Source organism: Helcobacillus massiliensis, assembly GCF_033106145.1.
Lineage (GTDB): Bacteria > Actinomycetota > Actinomycetes > Actinomycetales > Dermabacteraceae > Helcobacillus > Helcobacillus massiliensis.
In genome coordinates, this window is sequence record NZ_CP136959.1 from 512,540 (window position 1) to 529,518 (window position 16,979).

12 protein-coding genes and 1 pseudogene are annotated in these 16,979 nt (G+C 65.1%); 8 read left to right on the forward strand and 5 right to left on the reverse strand.

The annotated features are described in order from the left end of the window. From R3I40_RS02445 to R3I40_RS02465, 5 genes are all read left to right on the forward strand, one after another. Positions 1-726 (forward strand): acyltransferase, encoded by a 726-nt coding sequence (locus R3I40_RS02445; protein WP_239375095.1) that lies wholly within the window; start codon positions 1-3, stop codon positions 724-726. Continuing rightward, the gene (locus R3I40_RS02450) at positions 723-1,826 is read left to right on the forward strand and encodes a DegT/DnrJ/EryC1/StrS family aminotransferase (protein WP_239375098.1); all 1,104 of its coding nucleotides are present in this window, start codon (positions 723-725) and stop codon (positions 1,824-1,826) included. Before R3I40_RS02445 ends, R3I40_RS02450 begins: the two co-directional genes overlap by 4 nt. 2 nt (positions 1,827-1,828) lie before the next feature. Beyond that, positions 1,829-2,842, forward strand: a complete 1,014-nt coding sequence (locus R3I40_RS02455; RefSeq protein ID WP_285262375.1) for a Gfo/Idh/MocA family protein — start codon at positions 1,829-1,831, stop codon at positions 2,840-2,842. 731 nt (positions 2,843-3,573) lie between these two features. Continuing rightward, positions 3,574-3,924 carry a glycosyltransferase family protein gene (locus R3I40_RS02460; RefSeq protein WP_317700078.1) on the forward strand — a complete coding sequence of 117 codons (351 nt, stop codon included), beginning with the start codon at positions 3,574-3,576 and terminating at the stop codon, positions 3,922-3,924. A 104-nt stretch (positions 3,925-4,028) separates the two neighbouring features. After that, complete coding sequence (locus R3I40_RS02465) at positions 4,029-4,781, forward strand: ATP-binding cassette domain-containing protein (RefSeq protein ID WP_396349479.1); 753 nt, start codon at positions 4,029-4,031, stop codon at positions 4,779-4,781. On the opposite strand, the pseudogene R3I40_RS11545 reads toward R3I40_RS02465, so the two are convergent. From R3I40_RS11545 to R3I40_RS02480, 4 genes and pseudogenes are all read right to left on the reverse strand, one after another. Continuing rightward, positions 4,686-4,949: pseudogene (locus tag R3I40_RS11545) on the reverse strand (glycosyltransferase); the annotation flags it as partial. The gene R3I40_RS02465 and the pseudogene R3I40_RS11545 sit on opposite strands and share 96 nt — an antisense overlap. 91 nt (positions 4,950-5,040) lie before the next feature. After that, complete coding sequence (locus R3I40_RS02470) at positions 5,041-6,264, reverse strand: IS110 family RNA-guided transposase (RefSeq protein WP_317700079.1); 1,224 nt, start codon at positions 6,262-6,264, stop codon at positions 5,041-5,043. A 712-nt stretch (positions 6,265-6,976) separates the two neighbouring features. Continuing rightward, the gene (locus R3I40_RS02475; protein ID WP_285262125.1) at positions 6,977-8,110 is read right to left on the reverse strand and encodes a glycosyltransferase; all 1,134 of its coding nucleotides are present in this window, start codon (positions 8,108-8,110) and stop codon (positions 6,977-6,979) included. A 57-nt stretch (positions 8,111-8,167) separates the two neighbouring features. Further along, positions 8,168-9,796 carry a hypothetical protein gene (locus R3I40_RS02480; RefSeq protein ID WP_285262126.1) on the reverse strand — a complete coding sequence of 543 codons (1,629 nt, stop codon included), beginning with the start codon at positions 9,794-9,796 and terminating at the stop codon, positions 8,168-8,170. A 145-nt stretch (positions 9,797-9,941) separates the two neighbouring features. Here R3I40_RS02480 and R3I40_RS02485 point away from each other — a divergent pair, with 145 nt between their 5' ends. Genes R3I40_RS02485 through R3I40_RS02495 form a run of 3 tightly spaced genes read left to right on the forward strand, consistent with a single transcriptional unit; the run spans position 9,942 to position 15,729 of the window. After that, a complete protein-coding gene (locus tag R3I40_RS02485) occupies positions 9,942-11,222 on the forward strand; it encodes an oligosaccharide flippase family protein (protein ID WP_285262127.1) in 1,281 nt (426 codons plus the stop codon). Next, positions 11,219-13,582, forward strand: coding sequence for a glycosyltransferase (locus R3I40_RS02490; RefSeq protein WP_239375116.1), 2,364 nt, complete (start codon positions 11,219-11,221; stop codon positions 13,580-13,582). Before R3I40_RS02485 ends, R3I40_RS02490 begins: the two co-directional genes overlap by 4 nt. Beyond that, positions 13,579-15,729 carry a DUF6541 family protein gene (locus R3I40_RS02495; RefSeq protein WP_239375118.1) on the forward strand — a complete coding sequence of 717 codons (2,151 nt, stop codon included), beginning with the start codon at positions 13,579-13,581 and terminating at the stop codon, positions 15,727-15,729. Before R3I40_RS02490 ends, R3I40_RS02495 begins: the two co-directional genes overlap by 4 nt. Position 15,730: 1 nt before the next feature. Here R3I40_RS02495 and R3I40_RS02500 read toward each other — a convergent pair whose 3' ends face one another. Beyond that, positions 15,731-16,873 carry a glycosyltransferase family protein gene (locus R3I40_RS02500; protein ID WP_239375120.1) on the reverse strand — a complete coding sequence of 381 codons (1,143 nt, stop codon included), beginning with the start codon at positions 16,871-16,873 and terminating at the stop codon, positions 15,731-15,733. Between the last annotated feature and the right edge of the window lie 106 nt (positions 16,874-16,979).

Consider the following 16,979-nt stretch of genomic DNA (forward strand, 5'->3'; position numbering starts at 1 on the left):
ATGAACGACTCCACCGCATCGGCCCCGAGCGAGGGCCGCTTCCGCGTCGCGCCCGGCGCCGACGTCTCCGACGCCGCCCAGATCGGCGACGGCTCCTCCATCTGGCACCTGGCACAGGTCCGCGAGAACGCGGTCCTCGGCGAGAACTGCATCGTCGGCCGCGGCGCCTACATCGGCACCGGCGTCACCATGGGCCACGGCTGCAAGGTGCAGAACTACGCCCTCGTGTACGAACCGGCGAAGCTGGCCGACGGAGTCTTCGTCGGCCCCGCCGCCGTCTTCACCAACGACCACTTCCCGCGCGCCGTCAACCCCGACCTCACGCCGAAGGACGCCAGTGACTGGGAGCCCGTCGGCGTCACCGTGGAGGAGGGCGCCGCCATCGGAGCCCGCGCCGTCTGCATCGCCCCCGTGACGATCGGCGCCTGGGCGACCGTCGCCGCCGGCGCCACCGTCACCCGCGACGTGCCCCCGCACGCCCTCGTGGCGGGTGTTCCCGCGAAGCGCCTCGCCTGGGTGGGCCGCGCAGGGGTTCCTCTGAAGCCCGCCGACGACGGCACCGATGCCTGGGTCTGCCCCCAGACCGGCGCCTGGTATGTCCCCGACGAGACCACCGGCGGTCTGCGCGCCGCCGACTCCCAGCCCGCACCCGCCACCAGCACCGAACCCGCCGGCTCCGGCGAGACTGACTCCGACACCGTACAGATCGAGAAGGATTCCGAATGAACAAGCCCATGATCCCCGCCGCGAAGCCGATCATCGGCGACGATGAGCGCCGCGCTGTCGACCGTGTCCTCGCCTCCGGCATGGTGGCGCAGGGCCCCGAGGTCGCCGAGTTCGAGAAGGAGTTCTCTGCTCAGCTCGCCGGCAGTCGTGAATGCGTCGCCGTCAACTCCGGCACCTCCGGTCAGCACCTCGGCCTGCTGGCCTCCGGCGTGAAGCCGGGCGACGAGGTCATCGTCCCGTCGTTCACCTTCGCCGCTACCGCCAACTCCGTCGCCGTCATCGGCGCCACCCCCGTGTTCGTCGACATCGACATCGACACCTTCTGCATCGACCCGTCGGCCATCGAGGACGCCATCACGGACCGCACCGTGGGCATCCAGCCGGTCCACCTGTACGGCCACCCGGCCGCGATGGACCGCATCCTCGAGATCGCGAAGAAGCACAGCCTGTTCGTGGGGGAGGACGCCGCGCAGGCGCACGGCGCTGAGCTGAACGGCCAGCAGGTCGGCACCTTCGGCCAGTGGGCGATGTTCTCGCTGTACCCCACCAAGAACATGACCTCTGGTGAAGGCGGCATGGTGTCCGCTGAGAGCCCGGAGATCGCCCGCACCCTCCGCCTGCTGCGCAACCAGGGCATGGAGAAGCAGTACGCGAACGAGATCCCCGGCCTCAACAACCGCATGACCGACATCCACGCCGCGATCGGCCGCGTCCAGCTGACGAAGCTGGAGGAGTGGACGAAGCGTCGTCAGGAGCTCGCCGCGCACTTCGACGCCCACCTGCAGGGCGTTGTGGTGCCGAAGGTCGCCGACGGGGCCACCCACGTGTACCACCAGTACACGATCCGCATCGACGGCGCGTCCGCCCAGGAGCGCGACCGCTTCGCGCAGGCTCTGCGTGAGGAGCACGGCGTGGGCTGCGGTGTGTACTACCCGACCCCGGTGCACCGCCTGCCGGCGTTCGAGCTGGAGCTCGACCTGCCGAACACGGAGAAGGCGGCCCGAGAGGTGCTGTCCCTGCCCGTCCACCCGAGCGTCAGCGATGCTGACCGTGACCGCATCGTCGAGGCCGTGAACACGGTCGCAACCGCAGGAGCCTGAGCATGACGAAGAATCTCCGCGCCGGCCTCATCGGCCTCGGCATGATGGGCCGCCACCACGCACGCAACCTCATGAACCTCGAGGGCGTGGACCTCGTGGCAGTGGCGGACCCAGGCGGCGACCCGCACGGCGCCGCCCCCGGCTACGACATCCTTCCCGGTGTTGAGGAGCTCGTGAAGACCGGCATCGACTACGCCGTTGTCGCCGTCCCCACCGCCTTCCACCACGATGTTGCGATGACGCTCGCTGAGGCGGGCGTGCACACGCTCGTGGAAAAGCCCCTCGCGTTCGACATCGACGAGGCCGAAGCCATCACCGAAGCGTTCGAGTCCCGCGGGCTCATCGGCGCTGTCGGCTACATCGAGCGGTACAACCCGGCCCTGCAGGCGATGCGCAAGCGACTCGAAGACGGCCAGCTCGGTGAGCTCTACCAGATCACCACCCGCCGGCAGGGGATCTTCCCCGCCCGCATCGCCGACGTGGGCGTGGTCAAGGACCTCGCCACGCACGACCTCGACCTCACCGCCTGGGTGGCGCAGTCCCACTTCCAGTCGGTCGCAGCGGTGTCCACCGGCAAGTCCGGCCGCGAATACGAGGACATGGTGTCCGTGACGGGCCGCCTGGAGAACGGCATCATCACCAACCACCTGGTGAACTGGCTGTCCCCGTTCAAGGAGCGCACCACTGTGGTCACCGGCGAGAAGGGCGCCCTCGTGGGCGACACCGTCACCGCCGACCTCTGGTTCTACGAGAACGGCGAATCCACCACCAACATGTGGGACTCCTTCGCCAGCTTCCGCGGCGTCAGCGAGGGCGACAAGATCCGCTACGCCCTCAACCGGAAGGAACCGCTCGCAACCGAGCACGAAGCCTTCCGCGACGCCGTCCTCGGCAGGGGCGACAACTACGTCACCATGCGTGACGGCCTCCACACGGTGCGCGCGGTCGAAGCGGTGCTGGAGAGCGCGGCGAACAACACGGTGGTGAGCCTGCCGTCCGAGAGCAGCAACGCCTGACATTCGCAGGACTGTGAACGCGGCCCTCGGCCGCGCTACAGGTCTGACCCGGTTCTGCCGGGTCGGTGGGGCGACACCGGCCGGTACTTCGCTGTCCAACGGCAGCTGGACTCCGCGGACACCCCTGCCGACTGGCGCAGCCAGGTGGCCCGGTTCCTCCGGCGAGGTGACGACGAACATCGACGCGGCCGTGTCGACGAGGCCCTGCGCTGGTACGACAAGGCCCTGAGGATCGCCTACCACCCGAACCTCCACTACTCCCATGCGCGGTCCCCGCTGGCCAGCAGCCCCGACGAGTTCCTGCAGCCGCTCCGCAGCAGTGAACTCGGGGCACTGCTCCTCGGCCCGACGCCGCCCGCGACTGAGCGGTCCAGCTGGGAGCCGCGTGAGCGGCGGAAGGGCGACCCCATTCGCCTGCTCGTCATTGCGCAGAAGAACTGGACGTTCGTGGAGCCGGTCATCGAGGCGCTGGAGGCCGATGGGCACTTCGAGGTCCGCCGGTTCGAAGTCAATGATCTGCCCGTGCAGGAGCGTCCGAGTCGGGAGCGTGTTCTGCGCGCCCGGTACGACTTCGTCACCAGCGGGAAGCGCCTTGCGACCTCTGTTGCGCTGAAGGAGGCGCACGAATGGGCTGACTCCGTGCTCATCGAATGGGGTCACCACGTCCTCACCTGGGCGCCCGGCTCGACACCTCGCCCCGGCATTCAGCGGTGCGCTTCCATCGGTTCGAGGTGTACACCCCGTTCCCGGTGTTCACCGACTTCTCCCGCGTGGACTGCGTCCTGTTCGTGTCCCCCCATGTCCACCGACTGCTGGAGCGCCTCAGCCCCGGTGTGAACAACGCCGGTCGCATCGTCACCGTCGACAATTTCCTCAGCCGCGGCTTCGGTCCCGAGATCTCGGGCAGCGCGGACCGCAAGCAGCTCGCTCAGGTCGGCTGGATCAAACCCGTCAAGGACGTGGTGTTCACCCTCGATGTGCTCGAGGAGCTTCGCGCTGAGGACCCCGAATGGAGCCTTGTGCTCGTCGGCCCCGGTCTGAACGCAGACCCGGCGCGAGACACCCCGTATGAGCGGGACTGAGGGAGCGGATCTCCGGGTTCGGCGACGATGCGATCCGCATCATCGAGGCGAGGGCCGCGGTCGAGCACAAGGAGCGCCCGGACAGCGGGCAGCTCTCCGACCGCATGCACGACATCGTGTTCGAGAAAGTCTCCTTCACCTACCCGGTGCGGGACGCACCGGCGATCCGCAACGTCAGTCTCCGCATTCCCGCGGGTGCGTCCGTCGCCTTCGTCGGCACGTCCGGCGCCGGCAAGTCCACGATCGTGGATCTGGTGCTCGGGCTTCTGACACCCAGTGAAGGCCGAATCCTCGTGGACGGCACGGACATCACCACGGTGCTCCGTCAGTGGCGCAGCACCGTCGGCTACGTGCCGCAGGAGGCGTCCCTGTTCGACGTCTCCGTCGGCCAGGGCCTGCGTCACCTGGTCCGGGGCAACGGGCCCCACCAGGTGGACCCGTTCGTGGACACCGAGGTCCTTCGCCTGCGCGAACAAGCCTCTCAGGTACTCGTCATCACCGAAGGCGAGCATCACGAAGTGAACGGAGGAGGGGAGATGAGCGAGTGCTCTGATCGTCTCCTCCAGGCTGTGGTTGCTTGTGGCGGAGCCGCTGTAGGCGATGACAGAGGTGTCATCAGGCAGCTCAGCGAGGGATCGGAGTCGTCCATCGCTGCGGGACGGGGTGGGGCTGTCAACGGGAATGTTCCGCAGCAGCGCTGGCTTCCGCTGCAGTCGGTAGGTGCGCTGCAGCCAGGCAGCGATCGACGGGGACACTGTGAGGACCCGGTCCGCGCAGCGAATGCCGATGTGTTCGATGACAGCTTCGACGAATGGGGCCAGGATGTGATCCTGGCGGACGTTGCGCCGACGCCATAGTTCGTGGGAGTCGTAGACGAATTTTGCGCGTAGAATCCGGCCCGCTAGAACAGCTGGTGGGAGTGTGTTCGCGTCGTTGGCGAGGATCGAGTCGGGGCGCTCGGGGAGGAGTTCTGCGGTGGCGCGAACCCAGTATGCCGTCAGGTTCAACGGTCCCCAGGCACGCATCACAAACGCGCCGGTTCGTTGGCGCAGGGTGGGTGCTGATGGGTGATCGCGGCCCTGTCTGCTGTCCGGGGGGGTGTCCCTATGTTTCGAGTCAAGCCGCGAGAGCGGTCGGCTCGGGGGTAGGGGCGGTTGTCGGTGGCTGGTAGTAGGTGCCGTCGCGGAGCATGGCGTAGATGACGTTGCAGCGGCGGCGGGCTAGGCAGATCACGGCGGCGTTGTGCCGTTTGCCTTCGGCGCGTTTGCGATCGTAGTAGGCCTTGGAGATGGGGTCGTGGTTGGAGGCGACCCAGGCGGAGTAGAACAGGGCGTTCTTCAGGCGTTTGTTCCCTGACCGGGCGGGGAACTCTCCGCGGATCGAGGTGCCTGATCTGCGGGTGACCGGCGCGATCCCGGCATAGGCCGCGAGGTGGCTGGCGGACTCAAACGCGGAGCCATCACCGATCGCGAGGAGGATCTGGGCGGCGGTCTTGATGCCGATCCCCGGCATGCTCATCAAGACCGAGGCGAGAGGGAAGTCCTCCAGCATGCCCTCCACTTCGTGGGCCACGGTCGCGCGCTGTTCTTTCAGCTCTTTAACCTGGCCAGCGACTCGGGGGATCACCAGCTCAACCGCTGCGGTGGCGGGCACGATGACGGTCTGCTCGCTAAGGGCTGTGAAGATCTGCTCGACCAGCGTCTCGGGGTCGCGGCGTGAATGCGCGCGGGCGAACCGCAGCACCTTCCTTCGGCCGGCACTTCGGAGGCCGGTGGGGCCGCCAAACTTCTCCAGCAGGTCCAGCACGAGCCCAGTGGAAAGCTTCCCGCCGGCGAAGACGCGCTCGAGCGCGGGGTGGATCTGGGTGAGCAGGGACCGGATCCGGTTCAGCGCCCTTGTGGTCTCGTGGGCGAGGTCCTCATCGAAGCCGGCCAGAACCTTCAGCGCGGAGAGGACCTCGCTGTCGCGATCGACCTGCCGGAGGGTGTGAGGCATGGTGCGGGCCGTGTCGGCGATGATGAAAGCATCCCGCGCATCAGTCTTTGACCTGCCCGGATACAGATCCGCGGCCTTCCGCATCGCCAATCCGGGAAGGTAGGCGACTGTGCAGCCGGTATCCCGGGCCACCGCGATCGGCAACGCTCCGATGGTGTTCGGCTGATCGACCACCATCAGCACTTCGCCGTGGTTCTGCAGCTGGGTGAACAGCTCGCGAAGTTTGGTCTCGTCCTGCGGGAGGGGCTTGTCGAACAGCTTGTTCCCCTCCGGGTCGAGTGCGCACGCGTGGTGAGCTGTCTTCCCGACGTCCAGGCCGATCACGACCGCGAACCCTGTGTTCATGACGCTGTCCTCCGCATCACTGCTGGCCGCAGTCTCGACACCCGATGCCGGCACCCACGTTACGAAGAGACCTCAGACAGAGCTGGGCCGTGTCCCTATCAGCGGTCAACGCGTGTCTCTCGACCGGGCGGCAACACCCCCCGGACCATCAATGGCAGGGCAACAAAGCCATACCCGGCCGAGCGACCAGACCCCGTCCATCGGGGTGCTCACAAGGTAACGGGGGGAGAGAGAGACGCCGGTGAGCGGGTGGGGGCTGCACCCTGTGTGGTCCTGCTCGGGAGGGCGCGGGCTGCCTGGGCGGCGCCGGTCTGCTCGCGCGCGCTGGTCAGTCCGAGCAGCGATCGGATGCGCTTCGCTGCTGGTTTGAGCAGGGAATCCAGTGACAGCTCGGGAACACGGACGACCGAGACGCCGGAATCGGTGCGGAATCGTCCAGCAGAGGCGCCGCGAGCGGTACGGGAGACCGCGATGATGGTGACATCCGCACCTGCATTGACCAGAGTCCCAGCACTTTTGAGCACTCGGGAGTCGTTCGTCGCGTGGTTATGGACGAGCGAGGCAATGCATCGTCCCTGCAGGGGTGAGGGAGCATGGAAGCCCTTCTGCGGGGCGGGCGAAAGGTCACGGATTTCGCGATCATCATAGCGACTGCTCTGTCCGTCGAATCGCCCACCGGCTCTTGATCGTCGCTGCTGCGACGAGAAGCACGTCAGCGGCCCAACAGAGTGCGATAGTGCGTGTCGAGAATGTCCGCTGCGCCGTGGACGCTCCGCTCAGTGACCACGAAGCTGCGCGCAGCATCGGCGATCTGGCGGCGGGCTTCAGCACCGTCCGGCATCCATTCCAGCACGGCGTGGGCGAGGTCAGCGGCCGACGGGTTCTCGCTGTCGACGACGGTTCCGGTCCTCCCGGGGGCAACCATTTCGGCTTTGCCATCGCCACCGGTGACCACCGCGGCCATCCCGCAGGCCTGCGCCTCGAGGATCACCAAGCCGGCGCCTTCGCTGTGGGACGGCAGGATGAGGGCATCGCTTCGCTGCATCCATTGCCGTATTCCATCACGGTCCGTGGACCCGACTATGCGGACGTGCGGGAGGGAGGCGCTCTTCTCCTCCAGTCGGCTCCGTTCTGGTCCGTCGCCCACAATGAGCAGTTCGTGCTCCTGGTGTCGCGAGATCAGTGCGGACGCCTCGATGGCCAGATCGGCGCGCTTCCGCGGAATCAGCGCACCGACGAACAGAAGGCGAAGAGGACGATCCGCGGACTCGATCGCTGACGCGGGGCGGAAGTAGTCCGTGTCGACGCCCTGGTAGTGGACATGCAGACGCTCGGCTGGGGCCCCTGCGGAGAGGGCGAGCCGGCGCTGGTGGTCGCTGACGGCGAGCAGGAGATCCGACTCATCGAATGCGGCACGGGTCTGCTGTTGATGGATCCTCTGCAGCCCGCGCGGGGCGGATCGTGCCGCGCTGACCACGTCGGTGCCATGCAGAGTGGTTACCAGGGGAACGCCGAGAGCACGGGACGCGGCCCGAGCCCCGCCGGACCAGGTCCCGTGGTGCTGGTGGATCAGATCCGGCGCGGCAGCGACAAGAGCGCGCCTCTGGAGCGGCATGGCGATCTTCGCCAACGAGGCTCGCTGAGGATAGGAGGCAGGGCGACGAAGTGCTGGAACAATGGGAACCGATGTTGCGTCCGCGTCCACACGGCTCGCGAGAGGAAACGCGGCGAAACGGTAGCCGCGGCCTTCGCGCATCAGCTCATCGGCGTGCTGGGTGACGAAATAGGTCGGCGGGATGGCCAACAGGGCGGTAGCCAGTGCGATGCTCCCGGTGGGGTGGTCCATGTTCGTCCTTGCTGAGTAGATGGTCGATCGTCGGTCGGGCAGAGCTCACCGAGACCGTCAACGGGGATCTTCCCCGGGGGTTGTTGTGGACCGGGACTCATTGAAGAGATGAGTGTTGGGCAGCCAGCGATCGGTGAGGAAGAGTCGTGCAAAGAGTCCGAGCACGTTCTTGCCCAGGAGTGTGCCCACCGCGACGGGTGTGAACCCTGCGGAGGGATGGAAGGCTCGGAAGCCGAGTGGGTGGCGGCGGACATGCCGGAGGCGCCGTACCCGAGTGTCGGCCACCCCGAGACCGACAGCCAACCCCGCCTTCTTCGCGGATGCAACAACCCGAGCTGTCGCAGTTGGGCGCGCAGACGGTCCGGGGACGCGACGAGCGGCGGGTTGGACTGCAGCAGGGTGATGCTCGGCGAACCGGCGGCGGATCAGGCCCTCGTACCAGTCGCGCGAGGCGATCGCAGAGTCTGGCATCGCCGTGTAGATATCCCACGCGGCCTGCGAATGCAGAGGAAGCTCCCAATCCAACCCGAAGTGCTCGTAGGTTCGAACCGAATTGAGGATGTACTTGGCTTGGCGCTCCTCGTGCCAGACTCGTCGGGCGAGACTCATCATCTGGCGGCGCGTGACCGTAATGGTGGCATCGAGGTGAGCCCCGTGGCGGGTGAACTCCGCTGATGCGTAATCTGCGGCGGCATGGCGGACGGTGGAGATCCGAGCCGCTGCCCCAGGTCGCCCCTGCAAAGTGCAGTGCACCTTCGCGATGTGGGCGAGGATCGCAGCAGATAGATCGGTGAAGGAAGCGGGACGATCGATGAGATGCTCGAGTCCCGTCAAACGGGCCGCGCTCACGACGGTGTGCCCCGGAATGACAATTGACCCGGACGAGAGAATTCCCCGCGTGGTCAGTGAGCGGATCGCGTACCAATCCTGGATATGGGGGAGGGCCGTGCCCCGGGACGAGCAGCGGAGGAACGACTCGTCGCCGTGTCGTTGCCACTCACGACGGAGCTCCGGCTGCGTGAACTCTGTCTTGACCCACGGGATGTTCAATGAATCCGCGATCTGCTTGGACCGGACAGATTCGGCGTCCGAGGGGAGGCCGTAGGTGAACGCAAGGATCTGATCGCGCGGGATAGCGGACGTGGTCAGCAATGAAGCGAGGAGCCGTGAATCCCACCCTGCGGACATCGGCAGAGCGAGGGTTCGCGATCCGGCGCGCTTGGCCAGGTCGTCGATGCTGTCCCGGAGGGCGGAGTCGAACCGCGCCGTCATGGTCGGTTCATCTGCGGCCGGGGAGTCCGTCAGCATCAAAGCTCGGGGGGTGGTGCTGGTCACAGCACCCGTCCGTCGGCAGATCCGCACCTCTTGCCCGGCGCGCACCTGGGACACCGAAGGGAACAGGGTTTCCTGCCCGAGAACGAAGCCTGTGTGCTCGAAGGTTCTGCCCGCGTCGGCATCCACCATGCGCGGGCGATCCGGCACCAAGCTGAACGCGTCATCGGCGATGTGCACGGCGTCGTCGGTGACTCGATAGAAGATGGGCCAGGACCGGAGTCTGTCAGCCGACAGCACCACGGAGTCCGCGGACGTCACGACCCGAGCGAATCGATCACCGTCATTGAGTTCGAACGACTGAGGGGCACGTTCGCGCCACGGGGAGGTGAAGGTCGTGTGGACGTCTCGCACGGGCGGGGGCTCCTCGGTGGTCTCGGCCTAACTCGGGCTGATAGCCATGCTACCCTGGCGCTCCTATATCTCTGGATGTGAGTGGGAGGGTCCGGTCAGTCCGATGGAATCCCCGGTCGGAAAGCGGCGACGGGTCACTGCGCTGATGACGAAGTACCCGACGTTGAAGAACATCGGGATTCTGGTCACAGGCACCGGTTTCGCCCAGGCGGTCGCCATGGTTGCCATGGTCTTCACCGCCCGGATGTTCACTCCCGAGATCTTCGGTCAGTTCGCCGTCTTCGGGTCGCTGACCACCATCGCGATCACCATTGCGTCCATGCGCATGGATATGGCGATCATGCTGCCGGAAGACGACGACTCTGCGCGTCGAATCGCTCGGATCGCCACAGTCTCGAACATCGTGGTGGCCCTGCTGTTCGCTGTGGCCGCTGTGGTCGGCCGAAATCTGATCATTTCCGTGTACGGGTCGGAGAACCTTGCGAGCTGGATGCCCATCGGCGCTCTGACGATCTTCTTCGTTGCCCAGGTGACCGTCCTGCAGTATTGGTTCAACCGGCGCACCGACTACAAGACCATTTCTCTGAACCGGATGCAGCAACAGGTGGCGTCATCTGGTGGACAGCTTGCGTTCGGAGCTTTGGGAGTGCGCACCTTGCCGGGCCTGATCCTCGGCACCATGGCTGGGCAGGCGCTGGCATTCGTCAACCTCAGGCTGCGATCGAAGGATCTTGTGCAGCCGATCAGCGACGACACCCCGTCGGCCAAGGCACTTCTGTCCGAGTACAAGAAGATGCCTCTGCTGAATATGCCCACTGCGCTGGTCGATGCGATCCGGCTCAACGGTATTGTTCTGTTGATCGGGTCGGTTGCCCTCGGTGCTGTCGGTCAGTTCAACTTGGCGTGGCGACTCCTCCAAGTCCCAATCGGCCTGATCAACAGCGCCATCTCGCAGGTGTTCTTCCAAAAGCTTGCCCGCGTGAAGCCCGGTGGCATGACCCGGCTCGTGCGCTTCACGATGATGCGGTCCCTCCTGATCTCGCTGGTTCCCTTTGGTTTGCTCTATCTCCTGGCGCCGTGGCTGTTCACGGTGTTGTTCGGGCATCAGTGGGACCTCGCCGGAGATATCGCCCGAGCCTTGACACCATGGCTGATGATGCAACTGGTCACATCTCCCATCTCCACAGTCTTCGTCGTCACGGGGAAACAGCAATGGTCTCTGATGTTCGCCGTCGTCTTCTGCGCCAGCCCTCTCGCACTGCTGCAGTTCTCGACCATGGACCTGTTGCCCACGATCCGGTGGCTCGGGATTCTGATGGCGGCGATGCTGGCCACTAACCTGGTGCTTGCTGATTTCGCTGCCCGCAGCTTCGACCGTGAAGGGCCTGAAGTGCAGGAGCCAACTGAGGAGGAGACTGACGCGTGAAGATCCTGGTGGTCCCGTCGTGGTACCCGACTGCTGAACAGCCGTTCAATGGTTCGTTCTTCCGCGAGCAGGCGCAGATGCTGTCCCGATCAGGGAACAGCGTCACGGTCCTCGTGCCACGCGTCATTCCCGCCTCCCGATGGCCCCTCGCCCGCACAACCGTCACGCACGACGGCGCAGTGACCACCGTCGAGGTCCCGGTGCCGGCCTTCGCTCGGCCACTGCATCGGTGGGAGACCGCGGCGATGAGCCGACTCCTGCTTCGCGGGCTGAAGTCAGAGGCCGGTGCTGAGGGTTTCGACGTCATCCATGCTCACTCGGTTCACCCTGCTGCTGGTATTGCGCAGGCTCTGTCGATTGCCTTGGAAGTTCCCTATGTCGTGACTGAGCATCGTCCCTCCAGTCTCGAGCGTCGTGTCGGCACTGCACGCGATCACGTCATCACTCAGGCGATCTGGGATGCCGACGGTGTCGCGACCGTTTCGACTCCGTTCGCTGAGGCTCTGCAGGAGCGCTATGTGATCGATGGTGTGCAGACGCTTGACCTTCCCGTCGCCGATTCCTTCGCTCAGTCCTTGAACCGCATCGCGGAGCCGGGCGACGACGAACCAGGGGTCGTCTCGTCGGGGGGATCGACTCCGTGGACGCTCCTGCACATCTCCCACTTGAACCCGAACAAGCGGGTGGAAGAGACCCTGGAAGCCTTTACCGCTGTGCAGGAACCGGCGCGCTTGATCGTCGCCGGGGGCGATGGCGACCGGGTCGCGCAGCTGCGCGGCGCCGCGGCCCGCCTTGGTGTTGAGGACCGTGTCGAGTTCATGGGCCAGGTGCCGAGGGACTATTTGCCGGCCGTCCTCAACTCTGCTGACACTCTCGTCCTGGCGAGTGTCAGGGAGGCGGGTGGCACGGTCCTGAGCGAAGCTCTCATCTGCGGTGTTGATCTCATCGTCACCGATACCTGGGCGGGGACTCACGCTCGCAATGCGGAGGGCAGTGAGTTTGTTGAGCTTGTCGCTCAGCCCGCCGGCGGAAGTTCTGAGCAACTGGTGGACGACCTCAGTGCTGCGATGAGGCGCCGCGCCGAGAAGCACGCCTCGATGTCGGCCGCTCAACGGTCCGCATACCGCCGGAAGATCAGAAAGCAGGCATCTGTACGCGTCAGCGAGGCTGCGTTTGCGTTGTCGCATCACGAGTTCTACTCGGCCGCGGTCGACCGCGCCGCTCTGCCCTCAGCTGTCTTCCATGCCCCATACTTTTTGGAGTATCGACCCAAGGGTGGAAGCCGTCTGCGGCCCCTGCAGATGAAGCGAGCACTGCGTGACCAGGGGCTGAGGGTGCGTCATCTGCTGGGTGGCCCCGGCCAGCGGTCGTACGGTTTCCGGCAGCTCAGAGCGCGTGTCGCCGCTGGCGAACGTCCCGCCTTCATCTATTCGGAGAACTCGACACAGCCGAACGTGCTCGCATCTTCGCTGAAGAATGGAATTGCGCCGTTCCTCGACGCTCGGATCTTCTGGTGGGCCCACCGGCGGGGCATTCCTGTTGGCCAGTTCTACCGGGACATCTACTGGCGCTTCCCCAAAGCACTGAGCGGGGCTCCCCTGTACCGACGGCTGGTCATGGGGGCTGCCTACCGGTTCGATGTGTGGGTGCTGCGTTCGCTGCGGATCCACACCTTCCTGCCGTCGATGGCGATGGGGCCGGTCGTTCCGTTGCTCCCCGGCACTTATAGCGCCCTCCCGCCCGGATGCGACGTCACCGAGTCGCCGATGCCCCGTCCCCTTCATCTCCTGTACGTGGGCGGTCTTGGTTCCGAGTACGGCATGCATATGTGCGTGGAGGCTGTGAGCAGCACGGAGGACGTCAGTATGACGATGGTGGTTCCCGAAGCTGATTGGGAACGGCATCGCGAGTCGTATCGTCCTCTGATGAACGACAGCGTGACGGTGGTACATGCGCGCAGTCACGAGCTCGAGCCGTACTATGCCGCAGCGTCTGCCTGTGTGCTCTTCGTGGAACCGATCGAGTACCGTACCTTCGCGGCACCCATCAAATTCTTCGAGTACCTCAGTCATGGCAAACCGATCCTGCTGAGTGAGGGAACCCTTGCCGCCCAGTGGGGCAAAGAAGCTGGATTCGGACTAGCGATCGAGTACGACGAAGCCTCGTTTCGGGAAGCGCTGCGTGAGCTGGTCGCCGAACCGCACCGCCTGGAGCGCCTCGCTTCACGCGCTCGGGAAGAGCGGTGGAACCATACGTGGGCTCGCCGCGGACGCCAGGTCATCGACGAACTCGCTCCCGCTGTCGTAGCTCCCCAGGGACCACGCGTAGGTCGCGGGGCCGGTGAGGAGCGGCGCCGGTGAGTGCCGGATACCTGGTGCAGTGGCTGAGCTCAGTGCCTCTGCTGACGGTGCTGCTGGCCATCACAGTCGGTCCGGGCTATGCGGTGCTCAGGGTTCTGCGGATGAGGACGATGCTTGCGCTCGCGGCCGGCCCTGCAGTGACTGCCTTCCTCGCAGGGGGAATGGCGATCGTCAGTCGAAAGCTGCGCGTGGACTGGGGGTGGGGGCCGTACCTGCTGGTCGTGGTCCTTGCAGTGATCACAGCGCTTGTCCTGCGGCGCTATATCGTCCCGCCGTCCGCGAGGATCTTCCGAAAGGTTCCGGGATCCAGCCCCTCTCGGGCGGAGTTGGGGGCCATTCTGGCGGCAACCGTACTCTTCTGTCTCGTCACGGCAGTGCCGCTGCTCCAGTGGGTTGACCCCACGGTGCCCAGCCCGCGCGTCGATCCGATGTACCACTACAACGGGCTCAACGCGATTGGCCATTCCGGTGATGCGTCCATGTTCTCGGCCATGGACTTCAACTACGGCTTCCGCACTCTTCACGTCACTTACCCAAGCGTGTGGCACGCGCTCACATTCCTTGCCCTCCCGATCACGGACATTGTGACCGGCGCGAACGTAATGGGCTATCTGGTTCCCATCGTCGTCTTCGTCATCGGTCTGGTCGCGCTGACGCGGGAAGTGTTCCCTGACCGACCTTGGATGACCGTCCTGAGTGTCGTAGTGGCGGCTGGATTTCCTGCGTTCCCGAGTTACATAGTGCTGGCGAAGACCTTTTGGCCGAATGGGCTCGGCTTCGCCATGCTTCCGGGCGTTCTTGCACTCATCGTCACGATGCGGAACGGGTTCCGGTGGGGGAGAGCACGCAAACGGCACAGTTATGCGCTGACCGTTGTGGCGGCCACTGGTGTGGCCTTCGCAGGAGCGGTGCTGACGCACCCATCGGTGTTCTTCACAATTGTCTGGGTCATGATCCCCGTCGCGGTGTACGCGGGGCTGCGAGTCTTCAAGGTTCAGGGGCGCCGCTGGACCCCCAAGCGGCGCCTGGTTACCGGTGGCAGTGTCGCCCTCGCAGTGGTCGTCGCTGTTCTGGCCATGACGTCTCCGACGAAGGTCCGCGGCTATCTTTCGCGCGACTCGACTGCGAACTGGGATGGTGCGCTGTCGAAGATCGTGAGTACGGCGGTGAACTGGCCCGTGGGTAACAACCCTCCGATGGTTCTCGGGTACCTGCTCATCTTTGTACCGCTTATCCTGGCTGGGGCCGTCCTGGCGTGGCGTGATCAACGGACCCGGTGGGTCACATCCGCCTGGCTGATGCTGGTGCCGCTGATCCTCGGAACCTATTTCCCACTTCCGGTTCTGTCGAGCGTGTCGGGCCTGTGGTATTCGGATACTTATCGGCTGTTCGCTGTGCAGAACATCTTTGTGTCGATGCTCGTTGCTGTGGTGATCGACCGAATGCTCGGCACACCTGATGCCTGGGCGAGGCCGGTGCGGGCTCTGGCGAAGCCGGGCAGGCTTTTCTTTATGGCCTGGACTGCGGGGTTCGTCGTCCTCCACACGATGATGGCGATGCTGCTGACCATCGGCTACGCGAAATCAGTCGGTGCAGAGTCGCCGCTTCATCACCCGGTGTCCAGTGAGGCCGAGCTCGCGATGCTCAAGGATCTGGATCGGTCGGTCCCGGCGGGGTCCGTGATCATAGGCGACCCAGCATCCGGTGTCGCCTATGTGCCGCTCTATTCCGACGCTCAATCGGTATTCACCCAAGTGAATCCTAGGGCAATCGACTTCGATGGTGAATACCTTTATAAGCACTTCGACGACATCACCTCCGACCCGTTGGTGTGCACGATCCTCGATCATTACGGTGTTGCGTACTTCTATGAGGACACCAGCAAATTCTATTCCGGGCATGAGCGCGAAGAGTTCGCCCCGGGATTCTACGGCGTAGACACGGGTTCGGGGTTCACCTTGGTTGCTGAGGGCGGCGACGCACGTGTGTGGCGGATCGATGCCTGTGGCCCGATCGACCCGCCCCGCGACTGGTGGGACCGCAGCACAAGAAAGAACCCTGTTCTCAGTGCACCTTATCCGGACGAACCGGTGTTCCCCGGTGCGAACGGCGGCGGAAGTGGTGGCACCCGGATGAGCCGAGACTGACTCAGGCGTTCAGCATCCGTCGGAGGATGGCCCTTTCCACCTCGGCTTCATTGTCGAAGCTCAGAGCCGGTGCTGCGGCATCAGACGACTGTTTGAAGGCGGCGACGCTTTCGGGCGTGAGAGTGCGAAGCGATGCGACGATGTCCTCGACGTCGAACGACTCCGAAATCACTCCGAGATCGTGGTCCTGCACGATGCGCACCATTTCGATGCTCGGTCCGATCGCGAGTGCGAGACGAGCCTGTACGTAGTCGAACAGCTTGTTCGGCAGCGCGAGGCGGCCATTGGTGTGTGTAGGCGGCATCCAGAACACGCCGACGTCGTACTGGTTCAGCACTCGCGGCAGCTCTTGGGGACTCACTGCATCGTGGATCGTGATTCGAGGATCACCGGCTGCGCGCTGCTCCAGAGAACGCAGGTATCCGCCGCCGTCCGAAGCGGCGATGAGATACATATCCAGGGTGAACTGCTCGGGCAACTGGCGGACGGCGTCGATCATCGCTTCGAGATTGCGGCCGTGGACAGCGCCACCGGAATGGACGAGTCGGATCCGATCCCCTTCCAGTTCGGTGGGGGAGAGGTTCTGCAGCGGGGCCGCATTGCGCATGAGCTCAGGGCGCACGCCGTAGGACTCCTCATAGAGCTCTGCGATGCCCTGCGCCACTGTCGTGGCCGCGGTTGCTTTCGGCAGGTACTCTCGGCACATGTAGTCCATGAGCGGCGCCACCAGCAGCCGCCATGAGCGGATATGGGTCCGTTCCTCAGGTGCGTATTCGTGCAGGTCCGCCCACACGGGAGCGCCCTTCGCCACGCGATGAGCGCAGGCGAGGATCCGCGCCTCGTTCGCGATGACTGCATCGAAGGTCCGCTCCTTCAGAGCATCGAGGATGAACTTCACACCAGGGGCGTCGAGTTCGGCGGAGCGGAAGCGGCGCAGCGCGAGCTTGAGGACCCCGCTCGGGGTCTGGGGAAGAGACAGCTTGTCGCTCGGCACCTGAATGTGCTCATCGGCGCCGGTCGGATGCGGGCCGTACCCGATGGTGGTGACGTGTCCGACTTCAGCGGCGACGCCGATCTGGCGCAGCACACGAGCATCGGAGGCGATATCGGACAGTGAGATGACCAGGATGGTGGGGCGGGACATGCCTTCAGTGTAGGGCGGTGTGAGAGACCTTCCCAATGCGGCGAGCGTGGGGCATGTGGCACCGAGCGGCGTCTCATAGACTATGGGGTAGTCGACCAAAGGAATG

Coding starts and splice junctions, on each gene's coding strand:
- R3I40_RS02455 (WP_285262375.1), top strand. CDS start 1,829: ATGACGAAGAATCTCCGCGCCGGCCTCATCGGCCTCGGCATGATGGGC.
- R3I40_RS02465 (WP_396349479.1), top strand. CDS start 4,029: ATGCACGACATCGTGTTCGAGAAAGTCTCCTTCACCTACCCGGTGCGG.
- R3I40_RS02485 (WP_285262127.1), top strand. CDS start 9,942: ATGACGAAGTACCCGACGTTGAAGAACATCGGGATTCTGGTCACAGGC.
- R3I40_RS02475 (WP_285262125.1), bottom strand. CDS start 8,110: ATGGACCACCCCACCGGGAGCATCGCACTGGCTACCGCCCTGTTGGCC.
- R3I40_RS02470 (WP_317700079.1), bottom strand. CDS start 6,264: ATGAACACAGGGTTCGCGGTCGTGATCGGCCTGGACGTCGGGAAGACA.
- R3I40_RS02450 (WP_239375098.1), top strand. CDS start 723: ATGAACAAGCCCATGATCCCCGCCGCGAAGCCGATCATCGGCGACGAT.
- R3I40_RS02500 (WP_239375120.1), bottom strand. CDS start 16,873: ATGTCCCGCCCCACCATCCTGGTCATCTCACTGTCCGATATCGCCTCC.
- R3I40_RS02445 (WP_239375095.1), top strand. CDS start 1: ATGAACGACTCCACCGCATCGGCCCCGAGCGAGGGCCGCTTCCGCGTC.